A 17,319-nucleotide genomic window follows, 5' to 3' on the forward strand; every position below is an offset into this window, starting at 1 on the left:
TGGCCGACTCGCGGGACACCGGACGTGCTGCCGTTCCAGGACGCCACCTTCGATCGCGCCATCGTCGGGTTGGAGGTGCTCAACGTCTCGCGACTCCAACGGTTGTTCGACGAACTGTGTCGCGTAGTGGTCGTTGACGGCGAGATCGAGTTCGTGGCGCGCGACGACGAGCGCGTCGACGGTCTGAAGATCCGCTTTCCGGACATGATCGCAGCGATTCTCCGAGGATTCGACGTTCACTCCATCACGTCGAACGACGGTCGCGTCGTCATCGAGGCACGGAACCGGGCCGCTCGACGACTCGTCGAGGTAAACGTCGAGACCATCGATTCGACCGCCGACGCCGCCGCCGCGCTCATGTGCATGATGCGCGACCGTGATATCGAACAGACAGTCGGCAATGGTCCGCCGACCGCCGGCCGGCCGTGGCGGATCGACGTGGCAAACAGCAATGGAACAGCGGCGAAGACGGTCCGGTTCGAGTCGGCCAGTCTTCCGACCGGGCCGTCGCGGCGGCCCGACCTCCGCGTCGCGGCAGTCCTGGGCGAGCGCTCGCGCTTGGCGCTGCAGTACGAGTTTGCCTTGCAGCCGGTATGGCGGGACTCGTGGCCTGCCGCCTTCCGGCCGGGCCCGCCGCAACTCCTCCTGGTCGAGTCGAGTGCCCCGGCCCGCGGCGCGGGTGGTCCGTTCACCACCGACGGCGGGCTCAGCCGATGGGCGCTGGACCTGCTCGACCACTGTCGGCAGCACGCCGTTCCCACCGTTTTCTGGAACAACGACGACCCGTTGAACTACGAGTCCTTCCTGTGCGGCGCCCGTCACTTCGACTGGGTGTTCACCGTGGACGCGAGCTGTGTAGGCCGGTACCGGGCGGACCTTGGGCATGACCGGGTCGGGGTGCTGCCGTTCGCGATCCAACCGCGCATTCACAATCCGGTGGGGGCCTTCTCGCACAGCGTCGGCGACATCGCGTACGCGGCGCCATGTCACGACACCGGCTGTCAGGCGCACGCGGAGCAGGTCGATAATCTCCTGGGCGCCACCGCTGATCTCGGGTTGCACATCCTCTCGCTCGGCGGGTCCGGGTCGCGTTCCGGGCTCCCCACCAACCTCGACAACCAGGTCGTCAGCCATCTGGGGTACGACCAACTGCTGAGCGCGTACCGGCGCTACCGAATCTTCCTCAGCGCGAACCCGGCACCGGACTCCCCGACGAGGCTCCCGCCCGAACTCCTGGAATCGCTGGCCTGCGGTACTCCGGTGATCAGTGGGCCCTCATCCGCGATCGCCCCGATGCTGGGCTCCGGTGTGGTGGAGGTCAGCTCCGACACGTCATCGTCGCGGATGCTGGTCAAGGCCCTCCTGGCGAGCACCGAGCTGCGGGACCGCACGGCGGTGGAAGGTGTCCGGCGTGTCATGCGGGACCATACCTATGCGGACCGCGTCGACGACCTCCTGAAGACCGTCGGCCTCGACACCGGCCCCAACTCGCGGTCTTCGGTCTCGATTGTGGCGCCGACCCATCGACTCGACGGGTACGAGAGCATCATCCGGAACGCAGGTCGACAGACATATAAGGATTTCGAGCTGATCCTGGGCTTGCATGGCATCGACCAACCGGAGTCTCGCATCCGAGATGCCGCGCGCGACCAGGGGCTCCACAACCTCACGATCGTGCGACTGTCGAGTGAGCGATCACTGGGGTCCGTGTGCAATGAGCTGATCGAGGTCGCGTCCGGCTCGCACGTGGCCAGGATGGACGACGACGACTTCTACGGCCCCCACTATCTGGAAGATCAAATGCGCGCCTTCGAGTACACCGAGGCGGACATCGTCGGGAAGTGGACCAGATTCATCTACCTGGAGAAGCTACCCGCGCTCGGGGTGATCTTCCCGGGCAACGAGCATGTGTATGGCGCGCCGCTGTGCGGCGGGACACTCCTGATGCGCCGGGATCTGTGCGGCGTGGTCAAGTTCGCCGACCGGACGAGAGGCGAGGACATCGCGTTCCTCATCGACTGCGCGCGACAAGGGTTCGCCACGTACGCGACCGATCGCTTCAACTACGTCTACGTGCGCCACACCGACAAGTCACGGCACACCTACCAGCCAGATGACCTGGACCTGCTCTCCCGGACCAGGATCGTGTCGTTCGGCTCGTCGCTGGAGCACGCGTTCGTCTAGAATGGACAGTCGAATGAGGGTTGTCTTCACCGGGGCTCCGCTGCTCGGTCATCTCCTGCCGCAGTTGCCGACGGCCCGCGCCTTCCATGACCAGGGGCACGCCGTGTCTCTGATGGTGCCAGAGTCCGTCGCGAAGGTCTTCGCCGCCGAGGAGTTCGAGATTCTCCCCGCTGGCGCGGATGCGAGCGCCCTCCAGGCCGAGGTCCTGCGTCGTACGGGTGAGGATGTGTTGGCGGGGGCGTCGGTCGGGGCGCAGCTTGAGGCGTTCGGCAACGCCCGGATCGACCTCTCCCTGTCGGAGAGTCTGGCCGCGGCCCGGGCCTGGCGGCCGGATCTGATTGTCGTCGACCCCGGGGACGTCCTCGGGCCGTTGGTCGCCGCCCTGTTGGACGTGCCCTTCGCCACGCTGACGTACGGGCCAGAGGGTTCGGAGGAGTTCCGGCTGGCCTTGAACGAGAACGTGGCCGGGCAGTACCAGAGCCGCGCATCGGCGCCCCGGCAGGCCCGTTGGGTGCTGGACGTCTGTCCCCCGGGTCTGCAGATCGACGAGTGGCGGGTGCCCGACGGGTGGCTGCCATTGCGTCCGGAGGCTCACCGCGCTCCACGAGCGCAGCACATCCCCCCACTCCGAACGCTGTTCGGGCGGCCACGGATCCTGGTCACCTTCGGCACCCTCTTCACCGACGCCCCGCGGCTCAACCCCATCCTGCGGGTACTCGCCGCCACCGGCGCCGCGGTCCGGGTGCCCGTCGGGCTCACCGCCTCGGCCGACGACTTCGACGTCGACCACACCGCGGTCGCCTTCGAGCCGTTCGTGCCAATGCGCGACCTGCTGGCCGACATCGACCTGGTGGTCTGCCACGGCGGCGCCGGAACCGTGCTCGGCGTGCTGACCGCCGGGCTGCCCATGGTGGTCGTACCGCAGGGCGCGGACCAGTTCCTGCACGCCGAACGGGCGGCCAACGCGGGCGCCGCCATCCAACTCCTGCCAGACGACTTCACCCCGGAAGCTCTCGCCCAGGCCGTCGACACGCTGCTCAACACACCCACCTACCGGAACAACGCCCGCAGGATCGCCGGTCAGATCGCCGCCATGCCCTCCCCCGAAGAAGTAGTCAGCACGCTGGCGGCAGCCTTCGTGACCAGCCAGCGATGACAGTTCACCGTTGAACCTCTGCAACCTCCTCTTGCGTTCCGGCGGACCGCGGACGAGATCGGCCCCGCCGGCAGCTACCGGCGCCCGTCCCACCTGAAGCGTTTCCCGCGTGCACCACCAGGCTGGCCGGCCTCCAGGCGCGCGTGGTCGCCGGCCAAGTCGCCGTCGCGTACCTCGTCGACCGGCGCGCGGCCGGCCATGGTGCGTTCGATCCGGATGGCCGCGGAGAAGGCACGCGAGTGGATCCGCCGTGGAGCCGCCGGAGGAGCCCGTTGGGTAGGGGCAGTTGGTCGTAGCCGTGATCAGCCGATAAGTCGTACTCCGGCTGGCCATCCATTCGGCATCCAGTGGCAGTCCAGAGGCGGCGGGCACCCTGAGCTCCGTGCGTGATGAGGTGACGCCAATGGTTGGACGTGCCGCGGAACTCGAACTGCTCGACCGGGCGCTGTCGATGGTCGCGGCCGGCCGGTTCACCGGGATAGAGATATCCGGTGGGCTGGGCGCCGGCAAGACGCGGCTGCTCTCCGAGCTTCGGCAGCGGGCCGCGGCGGCGGGGCTGTCGACCTGCTCGGGCCGGGCCGTCGAGGTGGAGCAGGGTCGCCCCTACGGATTGTTCGCTGAGGCGTTGGGCCCGCTCGGGTGGCGCGCGCCGGAGGACGCCAGCCGGCTGGATGTCTACTATGGAGTACGCCGACTGCTCGGCGGCGTGCTGTTGCTGGACGACCTGCACTGGGCCGATTCCGCGTCGCTCCAATTGGCCGAGCACCTCATCCGCCGGCCGCCACCGCGGCCGCTGCTGATCGCGGTCACCTTCCGGCACACCCGGCCGCCGGTGCGGGTGGTGGACGCGCTGGTCGGCCACGGGCCGGCGGCGATCCGGATCGGCCTGGCCCGGCTGGGTCCCAGCGACCTGGAGAGCCTCCTGCCGGATCTGCCGCACCGTCGGCGGGAGCTGATCCTGCGGGCCAGCGGGGGCAGTCCGGGCCTCGTGCGGGCGCTGTGCCGGCTGAGCGACGATGCGCTGGCCGCGCTGCTGTCGGACGGGGGCCACGACGGGGACCCGGACATCGACGGCACGGCGCGGGACGTCCTCGCCGGCCTGGCCGCGGAGATCGTCGCGCAGGATCCGGACACCCGTGCCGTGGCGCAGGCCGCCGCCGTCGCGGGCGACCAGGCCACCGTTGACCTCCTCGCGCACGTGACGGGGCTGACGGTCACGGCAGTGACCTCCGCCGTCGACCGGCTGTGCTGGCTAGGTCATCTCGAGGTGCACGGCACCCGGTTCGGGTTCCCGAATCCCGTACTGCGTGCGGCCGTCCGGGCACTGGTGGGGCCCGCCACGCGGGTGGGACTCCACGCCCGGGTGGCCGGTTACCTGCGCACGCACGGCGGGCCGCTGCGGGCGCTGGCGGATCACACCGAGCGGTCCGCCGGGCCCGGCGACGAGTCCGCCGCCCGTACCCTCATCGACGCGGGCCTGTCGTGTGTGTTCTCCGCCCCGGCGCGGTCCGGCCGGTGGCTTGCCGCCGCGCTGCGGGTCCTGCCCGTGGCGGACCCACGGCGGCCGACCGTCACACTGCTGTACGCCCGCGCCCTGGCCCTGACCGGCGAACTGAACCGCTCCCAGGAGGTGCTCACCGACCTGCCCGACGACCCGGCCGAGCTACCCGACGAGGGTGGGACACGGGTGGGGGACGTTCGGGCGCTGGTCGCGCAGCTTCGGGGTGATGCGGACGAAGCCGCGGCGATCCTGCGCGAGCTGCTGCGGCGCGGTCGGCCCGGTGCGGCGGCCGAGGTCGGGCGGCGGGTACGGCTGGCGGCGGCGGAGGCGCTGCGCAGGAACCCGGGTGCCACCCGGACACACGCCGAACGGGCGCTGGCGGGCGCGGGGACAGACCGGTCCGTGTACGCCGGGATGGCGCATGGCTTGAGCGCGGTGGCCGCCCTGTCCGAGGGACGTATCGCGGCCGCGCGCATTCACCTAGCCAGCGCGAGGGAGGTGGTGGATGCCGCCGACGACGGGTCCCTGTGGCCGCACCTCGACCTGGTCGGCACGGTGTCCTGGGCGGCGGCGGACCTGGGCGACCTAGCGGCGGCGGGCCGGCACCTGGCCCGGGCCAGGGAGCTGGCGGAGGACACCGGCCAACGCGGCGTGCTGCCATACCTGCTGGTGCTGGAGGCCGCCCTGCATACCCGGGCCGGCCGGTTGGTCGCGGCGCTGCGGCTCGCGCAGGAGGCCGGTGCCGCCGCCCGGCGGGCCGGCAGCGCCGAGCTGGCGGCGATGGCGGACGCCGTGCTGCTGCGGCCGCTGCTCTGGACGGCCGGTCCCGGCGCGACCGCCGCCGTCGCCCGCCGGCTGGCGGACGCCGGCCGGCCCCGCACCGCAACATGGCGGCGAGTCGCGGGGCTGAACCTGGCCGTGGCGGCGCTGGCCGCCGGGCGCCCGCAGGAGTGCCTCGACCGGCTGGCCGATGGCCCGCCCCCGTCCCAGGCACCGTCCGACGCATCGACGGCGGCACCGACCAACGCCCCAGCCGACGCACCAGCACGCGCCATCGCACCACCGCCAGCCCACGCATCCCCGTCGGTCGAGGCGCCGGCCGTTGTGCATGCGGAGGTGCTGCGGGCGATCGCGCTGGCCGGCATGGACGACCTCGGCGCGGCCAGGATGGCGGCAGAGCGGGCGCAGCTGGCCGCGGCCGGCGCCGGCCTGCCGTACGAGCTGGGGCTGGCCGGCTACGCGCGGGCGTCCATCGCGGTGCGGGCGGGCAGGTCGGGCGAGGCGGCCCGACTGGCCCGCGGCGCGGCCGCCGAGCTGGCCGCCGCCGGCGCCCCGTTCGACGCGGCACTCGCGGAGCACCTCGCCGGTCGCGCGCACGGCCGGGCGGGTCACGTCGAGTGGGGGCGGGCGGCGTTCGGTCGCGCCCTCGCCGGCTACCGGGAGTGCGGCGCCGGCTGGCTGGCAGCCGCGGCCGCCGCCGAGCGGGACCGGCCGGCGCGCGCGTTGACCGCCCGAGAGCGGGAGATCGCCGACCTGGTCGCGATGGGCCTGACCAACCAGGAGATCGCGGTACGGCTGTTCCTGAGCCGGCGGACCGTCGAGTCGCACCTGTCGCGGATGTTCGCGAAGCTGGACGTCCGCTCCCGGACCGGGCTGATCAACCGACTGCGCGCGGCGTGACCCGCCACGCCGGCACCAGCAGCGCGCGGGCCAACGCGGCCCGCCCGCCGGCGTGCACGGCGACGAGGTACGTCACCGCCACAACCGGACCGACCCCATCACCAGGCCACTCAGTGAACCCTTTCCACCTGAACCGCGCGGCGCCCACCCACCGCGTCCGCCAACTCAATGCCAGCCACCCGCTGCCCTCACCCCCCACCTTCGGCAGCCAACCGACCAGGAACCCACCGATCCGGCAGGGCCTCAGGTTGTGGTGGTCCGGGGTCGGCCGGGGGCCATTGGCGCGAGTCCGAGGTCGCCAAGCGCGCCCGCGCCGCGCTTGGCATGGGCGCCGCCGGCGAGCACCAGGGTGCGGGCGGACTGGTAGCGGCAGCCGACGGCGTCGAATGCATCCGCCGCAGCGAGCAGCGCCTCCTGGTCGCCGTCGAGCAGGGCTGCGGCTCGTTCCACCATGGCGTCGGCGACGGGGTTGCCGGCCACGATGCTCCGGGCCTCGGCCAGGCGATCGCGAGCGTCGGGGCTCCCGGCGAGTACGGCGGCCTCGGCGCGCAGCGCGACATACCAGTGGAGCCAGATCCAGGTGACCCACTTCCACACCTCGGCGGGCTCGGGCACCATCCGCTCCAGCGCATCTGGCGCCTGCCCGTGGTGCAGCAGAAGCATCGCGTCGAAGACCGCCCCGTAGCCGTAGACATGCTCCGGTGAGGTGCCGAGCTGATTCAGGACAGCGCTCCACACGCGGCGGGCCTCCTGGTCGTCGCGTAGACCGTGGATCATCGCAACGCCGGCTGCGGCCGGACCGAGGACCGACCTGGCGGGGCTGCCGGCCCGCTGCCACGCTTCGAGGAACCGGGCGCTGCCGGCGAGTACCTCGTCGACGTTGCCCGCCAACGCGTCGGCCACCAGCAGCCAGCTCGTGGCCCGATGGCCGACCTCTGCCAGCAACGGATGATCCGCGAGTTGCCGCGCCCACCGGCGGGCGCCCGGCAGGTCCCCCGCACCGAGGCTGGCCTCGGTGGCCATCCCGAGTGCGTCGATCAGCTCGTGGGTGCTGGCCGGGGTAGCCGGGATGGACGAGAGCAGCGCGATCCGGCGCCGGGCCGTGGCCGCGACGGCGAACGTGTCACCGGCCCAGCTCTGGGCGCCGGTGAGCGCATCGAGCGCGGCGGACTCGGCGAGCGGGTCGCCCGTACGGTGAGCGAGTTCGACCGCCCGTTCGGCGCGCGCGATCGTCTCCGGTACGGCGTTGTCGGGTGGGCCCTGGGCGGCGCCGAACGCGTCGGTGAGCACCCCTGCCTCGGCCAGCGCCACCGCGGCCTGGGCGGCCGGGTCATCGCCAGCCAACTCCCGCGCCTCGGTGATGAGCGCGATCGCCTCCTCCTGTGGCGGGATCCGTTCGAATTTCGTCGAGAACCGGTACGCGTTGGTGGCGGCGGTCGCCAGGTCAGCGGCTGCGCCGGCGGTGTCCCCGGACCGGTGGGCGGCCTCCGCGGCCGCGCGGTGGAAGTCGTACATGTCATCACCGCGCATCCGGCATCCGGCCACAGCCGCGGCCTGCCGGAGCATCGACGCGGTGGCGGCTGGGTCGTCTGCGAGCGCGGCCGCCTGCTCATAGCGCAGCTGGGACTCGCCGATCAGGTGACGGGTGAAGGTCAGCTCCGCCAGGCACCGGGCGAGGCGATAGGCGCCCGCGCGCTGCTCTGGCCGGTCGGCCGCCCACGCCAGGGCCGCCCGGAGGTCGTCGGCCACCGCGTCGAACCGAACCCGCCAGTCTGCTCCTGCCTCCGCCAGGCCGGTAGCCTTGGCCAAGCACCAGCGAAGGTGCCGGGATCGGACGTCCACCAGCTCGCCGGCCTCGGTGATCCGCTCCGTCCCGTACTGGCGGATGGTCTCCAGCGCCCGGTACTGCGTGCCGCCCGGCGAGGCCGTCACCACCAGCAGGCTCTGTTCGGCGAGCCGGGCCAGTCCGTCGGCGACAACGCCTTCCTCGGACCCGGCGACCTCCGCCGCCGCGGACGCGGTGAACGGCGCCACAAACACCGACACCCGGCGCAGCAACGCCCGGTCGGCCGGCTCCAGCAGGGCGTGGCTCCAGTCCAGCGCCGCCCGCACGGAACGGTGCCGGTCATCGGCACGGGAGCCGCCGATGAGCATCCGGAGCGGATGGGACAGGGCGGCGGTGATGCCATCCAGCCCGAGGGTGGGATACCGCGCGGCGGCCAGCTCGATCGCCAGCGCCATGCCATCCAGCCGCTCGCAGATCGAGGCGATCTGGTCGCGCAGTGCAGGATCCAGCGGCCTGCCCACCGCCGCCGCCCGCTCCATGAACAACGCGACCGCGTCCGACCCACCGTCGACAGTCAGCGACAGCGGCGGCACCGGGTACACCCGCTCGAACGGCACCATCAGCCGTGCCCGGCTGGTCGCCAGCACCGTCACTCCAGGGCACGCCGCCAACAGCCGCTCGAGGAACAGCGCCACCCCGTCCACCACGTGCTCGCAGTTGTCCAGCACCAGCAACGCGTGATGGTCGGCCAGCGCAGCGACCACGGACTCGGTCATGTCGCGGCCGGGCTGCTCGCCGAGGCCGAGCGCCCCGGCGACCGCAGTCGCGATCATGCCCGGGTCGGTGGTCGGGACCAGGTCGACGAACCACACCCCGTCGGAGTACCCGCCCGCGGCTTCCGCGGCCACCGCCAGCGCGAGCCGGGTCTTGCCCACTCCGCCGGGGCCGACTGCGGTCACCTGCCGGTGTGCCTTGATCATCTCGGTCAGCTCGGTCCGCTCGCTCACCCGGCCGATGAACGAGGTCAGCGGGGCCGGCAGGACCGGTGCCGGGTAAGCCCGGCCGGTGCCGGCCAGCTCAGGCGCACGCTGGGCGAGCGCACGCCGATCCGGGACCTCCAGCTTGCGCAGCAGCGAGGAGACGTGGGTCTCCACGGTACGCACCGAGATGAACAGCCGTGCCCCGATCTCGGCGTTGCTGAGATGCGCTCCAACCAGCGCAAGCACCTCGGCTTCCCGAGGGGAGATGTCAACCATTACCCCATTCTCTCGTAGGCCCCTCCGTGTTCCGGTTCCGTGGTCGCTCCGTGATCACCACGGATCCGGGCCGGACATGCCGGCGGACATGCTGGGAACACGCACCGACGGGCCGACGGCGGTCCGCCACTTGAAGGAGTAACCATGGCCGGCTCTTCCACCCAGGGAATCAAGACCGTGCTGCATCCAGTGTCGGATCTGGCGAGGGCCAAGGCGGTGTATGCGGCCCTGCTCGGCGTACCGCCGGCAAATGACTCGTCCTACTATGTCGGCTTCGATGCCGGGGGTCAGCACATCGGGCTGGTGCCGGGCGGTGGACCGCAGGGCATGACCTCGCCGGTGGCCTACTGGCACGTTCCGGACATCGAGGCGAAACTGGCCGAGCTGAGCGCCGCCGGTGCCACCGTGACCGAGCCCGCACACGACGTCGGCGGCGGCCGCCTGGTGGCCACCGTCACCGACCCCGACGGCAACGTCCTGGGGCTGATCCAGGACCGATGAACCTTTTCAACTCCCCTTGCGGTCCCGTAGAGCGCGAGGTCGAACGCGGGGCACGAGCGTCGCGCTTTTCGGGTTGAAAAAGGTTCAATGAAATGAGCAGCGGCGTCCACGCCGGCCGTCATCGAGAGCGATCCGGCGAGATCTCTGCCGGCAATCAACGTACCCCTGTCACATCCGCGGCCCGATAGCCGCAATCCGACCTCACGGAAGAGACCTGCCATGTCCTGCATTGAATTTGTCACGCTCGAAGTGACCGATCCCACAGCCGCCAATGACTTCTACACCGCGGCCTTCGATCTGGGCGCCCGAGTGCGCGTACGCGCCGCACAGGCGCCCACGACCGGCTTTCGCGGGTTCGCCATGTCACTCGTGGTGTCCCAGCCGAGCACCGTCGACAGCTTCTTCGACACCGCCCTCGACGGTGGAGCGACAACACTGAAGCCGGCCGCGAAGGGGTTCTGGGGCTACGGCGGGGTGCTACGTGATCCGTACGGCACGATTTGGAAGATCGCGACATCATCGAAGAAGGACACCGGACCGGCCAGCCGGCACATCGACGAGATCGTGCTCCTACTGGGAGTGGCCGACGTTGCCGCGACCAAACGGTTCTACGTCGAGCGCGGCCTGCCCGTGGCCAAGAGCTTCGGCCGCAAGTACGTCGAGTTCGCCACCTCGAACATCAAGCTGGCGCTCTACGGTCGCCGTGCCGCTGCGAAGGACGCAGGCGTTTCTCCCGACGGCACCGGATCACACCGGCTCGTCATTGGCAGCAGCGCCGGAACCTTCACCGACCCGGACGGTTTCGAGTGGGAGGCCGCCTCAGCCCCAATCGGGCAGTACGGCGAGGCCGACGCGGCCGAACGGCCGGTGGCCTTGAGCTGAACAGAGGGCGGTAAGCCCATCCGAAGAATACGGACGTCAAGCAAAAGGGAGAAATTCCATGAACAGCACTGAAAACAGCAACTACGAGGGTTTCACCGCCGAGGAGCGTGCCGCGATGAAGGAGCACGCTCAGGAGCAGAAGAAGGCAGCGCGCCGTGGCTCGCGTGCGGACAAGGCGGCGGAGGCAGAGCGGGACGTGCTCGCGAAAATCGCCGAGATGCAGGATTCGGACCGGATTATGGCCGAGCGCGTCCATGCCATCGTCACAGCCAGCGCCCCGGCCCTCGCGCCGAAGCTCTGGTACGGGATGCCCGCCTACGCACTTGACGGCAAGATCGTCTGCCACTTCCAGCCTGCGGCGAAGTTCAAGACGCGCTACGCGACGTTCGGGTTCAGCGACCAGGCAAAGCTGGACGAGGGCGCAATGTGGCCGGCCGCTTTCGCCCTGACCGAGGTGACCGCCGAGGTGGAGGCGCGGATCGGTGCGCTCGTGAAGCGGGCCGTCAGCTGAGGCGTGCCCCGGTGCGGGCAACCGCGCCGGGGCGAGTTCCCCCGCTCTGGCGGAGCGGCGGCTACCTGCTACCGGTTCGCACGCGGCGGTGGCGATAGTTGGCTCGGCCAGATCGTGTTGGTGGGTGTGCCAGGCGGTCTCGTACTCGTCGGGGCCGAGGTCGTCGAATTCCTAATGAGTTCTGGGAGTAAGCCATCCGGCAAACTCCTGGTGGGTGGGTAGCCGCCGGCAGGTGAGCACTCGATGTTCCTGGACGTGGAGTCCTGACGAAAGATCGTGCCCCTGCCGGTTGGTGAGGAGAGTTGATCGCTGATGGGATGTCGTGCCCGCCCGGTTGCGGCATGAGCACTGCTTCATTAGGTCGCTGATGGTTCTCCTGCTGGCTACTGACCGTGTTGGGTGTCGGAGACGGGAGATGCGTTGCTGTTCGTAGGAGATGACTGGGCCGAGGACCATCACGACGTCGAGTTGATGGACGCCGCCGGGCGCACCCTGGCCAAGGCCCGGCTGCCCGAAGGCGTGGCGGGCATCGCCCGGCTGCACGCGATGATCGGTGCGCAGCTCGGCGAGGACGCCGCCGACGCCGGCGGGCAGGTCACGATCGGGATCGAAACCGATCGGGGTCCGTGGGTCCAGGCGTTGATCGCTGCCGGGTACACGGTGTACGCGGCCAACCCGTTGCAGGCGGCCCGCTACCGCGAACGCCTGGCGGTGTCCGGGGCCAAGAGCGACGCGGCCGACGCGCACATGCTCGCCGACATGGTGCGCACCGACTCCCACCAACTGCGCCCGGTCGCGGGTGACACCGCCGAGGCCGAGGCCGTCAAGGTCGTCACCCGGATGCACAAGACGCTGATCTGGGAACGGACCCGGGCCGGGCAGCGACTGCGGCACGCGCTGCGGGAGTACTTCCCCGCCGCGCTGGCCGCATTCGCCGACCTCGACGCCACCGACACCCTGGAACTCCTCGCCAAGGCCCCCGACCCGGCCAGCGCCGCGAGACTGAGCATCAGCCAGATCAGCGCGGCCCTCAAACGCGCCCGCCGCCGGGACATCCCGGCGAAGGCCGCGGCGATCCAGGAAGTGCTGCGCGCCGAGCACCTCGGCCAGCCCGCTGCGGTCACCGCCGCCTACGCCGCGTCGGTGCGGGCGCTGGTCGCGCTGCTGGTCACCCTCAACGAGCAGGTCAAGGCCCTGCAAGGGCAGGTCGAGGCCCATTTTGGCCGGCACCCGGACGCTGAGATCATCCTGTCCCAGCCCGGACTCGGTGCCGTCCTCGGCGCCCGGGTGCTCGCGGAGTTCGGCGACGACCACGATCGTTACACCTCGGCCAAGGCCCGCAAGAACCACGCCGGAACCAGCCCCATCACCCGCGCGTCGGGGAAGAAGAGGACAGTCGCCGCCCGGTTCGTGCACAACGACCGGCTCATCGACGCGCTCATGACCCAGGCGTTCGCGTCGCTGCGGGTCTCGGCCGGCGCTCGCGCCTACTACGACCGGCAACGCGCCCGCGGCGCCACCTACAACGCCGCGCTGCGCCAACTCGCCAACCGGCTCGTCGGCATCCTGCACGGATGCCTCAAAACCGGCACGCCGTACGACGAGACGACCGCCTGGTCTCACCACCTCAACGAGGCCGTTGCTTGACATTCAAGCTCCTGGGATGTCTTTCGGAACCCACCGCCGCAGGGCATACGGCGACTGTCCGGCACGCATCCGGACGGCGGAACAGCTTCCCGGCGCGGGATGCGACGTCAAGAATCAGCCGTGAACGTCGCCGCCGCCGGAGACTGCGGCGTCCATACCCACGGGAGGAAGGGTGACGATCGCCGTCGCCGGAACGCCCGCCACTACGGGCCAGGGCGGAGACCACCGTACGCCCGACGCCCGGCTCGCCCTTCTTCTCGACCACGGCAGCATCGTCGGGTTGCAGGAGCCGGACGACAGCCGGGTGCGTGCGGTACGGGGTCGAGTCCGCGGGCTGTCGGTCATCGCGTACTGCACCGACGGCAGCCGGATGGGTGGCGCGCTGGGTGCGGCCGGCGCGCAGCACATCATCGACGCGATCGACACCGCCGTACGGGAGGAGTGTCCCGTCGTCGGCATCTGGCACTCCGGCGGCGCCGCGCTCGCGGAGGGCGTGCAGTCCATGGACGGCGTGGGGCGAATGTTCGCGGCCATGACCCGCGCCTCCGGCGTCGTTCCACAGATCTCCGTGGTGCTCGGCCCCGCGGCCGGGGCCGCCGCCTACGGCCCGGCGCTCACCGACATCGTCATCATGTCGAGGTCGGGGCGGATGTTCGTCACCGGCCCCGACGTGGTACGTCAGGTGACCGGCGAGCAGACAGACATGGACTCGCTCGGCGGCCCCGACACGCACGGCCCGAAGTCCGGGGTGGCGCACATCGTGGTCGACTCCGACGCCGAGGCCGTCGCCGAGGCCGCGCACCTCACCGAGCTGTTCGGTCGCCCCGGCCGGTTTCAACCGCAGACGGTACGCGACGGCGACAACCTGCGTGCCCTGCTGCCCGAGACATCCCGCCGCGCGTACGACGTGCGACCGCTGGTGCGGGCAATCCTCGATGACGCGCAGGGGCGGCCCGCGTTCACCGAACTACAGCCGAAATGGGCGGCGAACGTCGTGATCGGGCTCGGCCGGCTGGCCGACCGCACGGTCGGCGTCATCGCCAACAATCCGTTGCGCAAGGGCGGCTGCCTGGACTCGCTGAGCGCGGAGAAGGCAGCGCGTTTCGTCCGGATGTGCGACTCGCTCGGGGTACCACTCGTAGTGATCGTCGACGTGCCCGGCTACCTGCCCGGCGTCGGCCAGGAACTGGGCGGGGTGATCCGGCGCGGAGCCAAGCTGCTGCACGTCTTCGCGAGCGCGGTGGTGCCACGGGTCACGCTGGTAACCCGCAAGTCGTACGGCGGTGCCTACATCGCGATGAACTCCCGCGCCCTGGGCGCCGACGCCGTCTTCGCCTGGCCGGAGTCCGAGGTGGCGGTGATGGGTGCGGAGGCGGCGGTCGACATCATCCATCGCAGGTCCCTCGCTGCGGCGGCCGAGGACGAGCGGGTGGATCTGCACACGCGTCTGGTCGCCGAACACCGGCTCGGTGCGGGCGGACTCGACCGGGCGTTGGCCCTGGGCGTCATCGACGAGGTCATCCACCCCGCGCAGACCCGCCGCCGGCTAGCCGAGGCGCTCGGCGCCGCGCCACCGGCCCGTGGCACGAAAGGCAACGTCCCACTGTGAATACGACTACCGGGCTGCCCGGCACGTCCCGAACACCGACAGCCATGCCGTGGGACGACAATCACCAGGATACTGAACCTTTTTCAACCTCCTCTTGCGGTCCGACGGACCGCAAGGCAGGACGCGGTGCGTCAGCGCCGCGCGGTCCAGGTTGAAAAGGTTCACTGATCATCCGATACGGTCGTACGGCAACCAGTCATGCGGAAAACCCGTCCGCCGGCCAGCGGTCACCGTTGGGCGAGTGAGCGGGCTGGGTGGACCTGGGTCACCCGGCGACGGCAGGAACTCAGCCGCCGCCGGCCAGCCCGCGAACCCGATGGGACCCGGACCCACCTCGGCCCGCCCCTCTTCGGTGCTGCTGTGTTCAGGGGTACGGCACCGCCGCCAACTGGTTGTTCACCTGGCTATTCGCCGCCGCGCACACCTGGGCGAACTCCTTGCTGCGCTCCTGCTCACGCGCGAACAACCGCACCAGATCGTGCAGATGGTACCGGTTGCCAGCGGGACCGGACGTCACGCTCAGCAGGTTGGCGTCGATCAACTCGTCCAGCAGGCGGTTGGTCTCGGCTATCGGGAGGTCCAACACGAGGGCCGCCGACGCCGACGCGAAGGTCATCCTCTCCATCAGGCTGAGCAGGCACAGCGCGTGCCGGGCCACCGGGGTAAGAGATTGGTAGCTGAGTCTGACGCTCGCGCGTATCGAAACGTCGTCGACCGTCAGTTCATCGAGTCGGTAACGCTCGTCGGACAGAGCTGCGGCCAAGTCGGAGAGGCGTCGGTGCGGCCCCGCGGCGAGGCGGGCGCCGGCGACCCAGACCGCCATGGGCAGACCGCCGCAGAACTTCACGATCTGCCGAGCGGCGTCGGGCTCAGCGTCCAACCGGCCGGCCCCGATCATCCCTTCGAGCAACTCCAGCGCCGCGGCGATGGACAGTTCGCCCACCGAGACCCGTACCCCGTCCAACCCGGCGAGGCTGGTACGGCTGGTCACCAGCGCCGCGCACCCCGCCCCGGTCGGCAGGAGGTCCCGGATCTCGGCGGCACAAGCGGCGTTGTCGAACACGACGAGGAGCCGCCGGTGTGCCACCAGCGCACGATAGATCTGCAACCGCTCGCCGAAGTCCTCGGGTGCCGCTGACCGCGACACGCCGAGCGCCGCCAGGAAGATCGTCAACGCGACCGAGCGGTCCATGCCCGCGCCCTGCGTACCGCCCAAGTCGACGTAGAGCTGTCCGTCCGGAAATTCCGCACTGGCCAGACGGGCGACCCGCACCGCAAGGCTCGTTTTGCCGACGCCACCCCGCCCGACGATCAGGACGGTACGGGAGCCCGGTTCCGGCGCACGAAGATGCCGCAGGACGTTGGTCGTTTCGGTGTCCCGTCCGACGAAGAGCGACGGGTCGCGTGGCAGCAGGCACGGCCCCTTGGCGGGTCGGGCCTCGGGCTCGCTTGGGTACTCCCGCTCGGTTCCCACCAGCCGGCGCCAACTCCGCAACCAGGCGGCGGCCGTCTTTTCGATCTCACGCAATGGACAATTCCGCACCACTAAACAGGCCCGGACGAACGACTCGACGAATTCTTTGCGCGGCAGCCGCGGCAGCCGTCTCCCGCTCAGTATGTCGGACACGGTGCTCGGGGCCAGCGCGTCGAGCACCCGCCCCTCAACTGGTTGCGGCGTACCGGCAGCCTGGAGCCTCCGAAGTGACGGTTGTCCGGCCCACTGGCGCAACAACCGCAGACATCTGACGTATTCGGCGGCCGTCGATGCGCCGATTGGGTCAGGAATTCCCTCACAGAGCGGAGCGGTTACGAGTTCCTCTCCTTGGTCATCCTGTCGATCGAACAAAATCGCGTGCTGCCTTGTCAGCAAATCCACCTCCCCGCTAATAGCACTGCACTCCGTGTAGCAATGGCAGGCCGGACAAAATGTGCCTGGTGTCCACAGACCCGTCCCGTCCTACCGCCGACACAGACGCCCACCGACACTCGCTCATAGTTGGTTCGTTGGGAAGTGGTCGCAGCGTTCGATCTCGTTCGAGTCTGTGCGGAACAGCCTGCTGGTGCCCGAGCACCTATCGTCCACTCACGCCGCCGCGGTACGGGCAGGCCACATCGACGAATCCGTGCGATCGGGCCCGGCCACGTTGGTGGGGTGCCGGCGGGCCGCAGCGCATCCAAAATGGACTGTCAGCGCCGAGGATGCTCGTACCCCCGCCCCCGGCTGGCCGCCCGCGAGCGAACGTGGCGCGCCGCGCGTCAGCCTCGTCGCGGTCGAGATGTCCACGATCTTTCACGGGTCACGGCGCAGCAGCCTGGCCGGCGTGGCCGCAAGGGTAACCGCGAGTGGGAGCCGCGTAACCGACGCGTTCGGCCACTCGAATACGCGGCGAACACGTCAATGCCCTGCTCGATGAGTTGGCCTGCCTGCCGGGCACGGGTCACGGAAATGACGAACTCGGCGCGTCGGATTGGGCGCCCGATCACGACAGAAGCCCCCACCTCGCCCTTTCCAACGAGTGTGGCATCCAACTCACCGGCGTTACGGAACCGTACGTGCACCAGTGCTCACGCTCCGTCTTCCCGCACTCGACCACCCATCGACTCGT

The 17,319-nt window shown here is 70.4% G+C and carries 10 protein-coding genes; 8 read left to right on the forward strand and 2 right to left on the reverse strand.

The window, feature by feature from the left end; translation table 11 throughout:
* The first annotated feature begins 24 nt into the window (after positions 1 to 24).
* From ACSMXO_RS27655 to ACSMXO_RS27665, 3 genes are all read left to right on the forward strand, one after another.
* Positions 25 to 2,184 (forward strand): glycosyltransferase family protein, encoded by a 2,160-nt coding sequence (locus tag ACSMXO_RS27655; RefSeq protein ID WP_455414425.1) that lies wholly within the window; start codon positions 25 to 27, stop codon positions 2,182 to 2,184.
* 13 nt (positions 2,185 to 2,197) lie between these two features.
* A complete protein-coding gene (locus ACSMXO_RS27660; protein ID WP_455414426.1) occupies positions 2,198 to 3,340 on the forward strand; it encodes a glycosyltransferase in 1,143 nt (380 codons plus the stop codon).
* A gap of 403 nt (positions 3,341 to 3,743) precedes the next feature.
* The gene (locus ACSMXO_RS27665) at positions 3,744 to 6,521 is read left to right on the forward strand and encodes a LuxR C-terminal-related transcriptional regulator (protein ID WP_455414427.1); all 2,778 of its coding nucleotides are present in this window, start codon (positions 3,744 to 3,746) and stop codon (positions 6,519 to 6,521) included.
* A gap of 243 nt (positions 6,522 to 6,764) precedes the next feature.
* On the opposite strand, the gene ACSMXO_RS27670 is transcribed toward ACSMXO_RS27665, so the two are convergent.
* The gene (locus tag ACSMXO_RS27670; RefSeq protein WP_455414428.1) at positions 6,765 to 9,563 is read right to left on the reverse strand and encodes an ATP-binding protein; all 2,799 of its coding nucleotides are present in this window, start codon (positions 9,561 to 9,563) and stop codon (positions 6,765 to 6,767) included.
* Between the two features lie 144 nt (positions 9,564 to 9,707).
* On the opposite strand from ACSMXO_RS27670, the gene ACSMXO_RS27675 reads away from it, so the two are divergent.
* The 5 genes from ACSMXO_RS27675 to ACSMXO_RS27695 all read left to right on the forward strand — a co-directional run bounded on the left by ACSMXO_RS27675 (position 9,708) and on the right by ACSMXO_RS27695 (position 14,713).
* Complete coding sequence (locus ACSMXO_RS27675) at positions 9,708 to 10,064, forward strand: VOC family protein (protein WP_455414429.1); 357 nt, start codon at positions 9,708 to 9,710, stop codon at positions 10,062 to 10,064.
* Between the two features lie 219 nt (positions 10,065 to 10,283).
* Positions 10,284 to 10,946 carry a glyoxalase gene (locus tag ACSMXO_RS27680; protein ID WP_455414430.1) on the forward strand — a complete coding sequence of 221 codons (663 nt, stop codon included), beginning with the start codon at positions 10,284 to 10,286 and terminating at the stop codon, positions 10,944 to 10,946.
* Positions 10,947 to 11,004: 58 nt separating this feature from the next.
* Positions 11,005 to 11,457, forward strand: a complete 453-nt coding sequence (locus ACSMXO_RS27685) for an iron chaperone (RefSeq protein ID WP_455414431.1) — start codon at positions 11,005 to 11,007, stop codon at positions 11,455 to 11,457.
* Between the two features lie 420 nt (positions 11,458 to 11,877).
* On the forward strand, positions 11,878 to 13,104 hold the full coding sequence (locus ACSMXO_RS27690) for an IS110 family RNA-guided transposase (RefSeq protein ID WP_455414432.1): 1,227 nt from the start codon (positions 11,878 to 11,880) through the stop codon (positions 13,102 to 13,104).
* Between the two features lie 172 nt (positions 13,105 to 13,276).
* Positions 13,277 to 14,713: an acyl-CoA carboxylase subunit beta gene (locus ACSMXO_RS27695; RefSeq protein WP_455414433.1), complete on the forward strand. Its 1,437-nt coding sequence runs from the start codon at positions 13,277 to 13,279 to the stop codon at positions 14,711 to 14,713.
* Positions 14,714 to 15,077: 364 nt separating this feature from the next.
* Here ACSMXO_RS27695 and ACSMXO_RS27700 read toward each other — a convergent pair whose 3' ends face one another.
* Positions 15,078 to 16,367, reverse strand: coding sequence for an NB-ARC domain-containing protein (locus ACSMXO_RS27700; RefSeq protein WP_455414434.1), 1,290 nt, complete (start codon positions 16,365 to 16,367; stop codon positions 15,078 to 15,080).
* Between the last annotated feature and the right edge of the window lie 952 nt (positions 16,368 to 17,319).

The organism is Plantactinospora sp. DSM 117369 (genome assembly GCF_053764795.1).

Bases quoted from the DNA above. Each gene is read 5' to 3' on its own strand.
- ACSMXO_RS27660 (WP_455414426.1), top strand. From the start codon at position 2,198: ATGAGGGTTGTCTTCACCGGGGCTCCGCTGCTCGGTCATCTCCTGCCG.
- ACSMXO_RS27665 (WP_455414427.1), top strand. From the start codon at position 3,744: ATGGTTGGACGTGCCGCGGAACTCGAACTGCTCGACCGGGCGCTGTCG.
- ACSMXO_RS27670 (WP_455414428.1), bottom strand. From the start codon at position 9,563: ATGGTTGACATCTCCCCTCGGGAAGCCGAGGTGCTTGCGCTGGTTGGA.
- ACSMXO_RS27675 (WP_455414429.1), top strand. From the start codon at position 9,708: ATGGCCGGCTCTTCCACCCAGGGAATCAAGACCGTGCTGCATCCAGTG.
- ACSMXO_RS27680 (WP_455414430.1), top strand. From the start codon at position 10,284: ATGTCCTGCATTGAATTTGTCACGCTCGAAGTGACCGATCCCACAGCC.
- ACSMXO_RS27685 (WP_455414431.1), top strand. From the start codon at position 11,005: ATGAACAGCACTGAAAACAGCAACTACGAGGGTTTCACCGCCGAGGAG.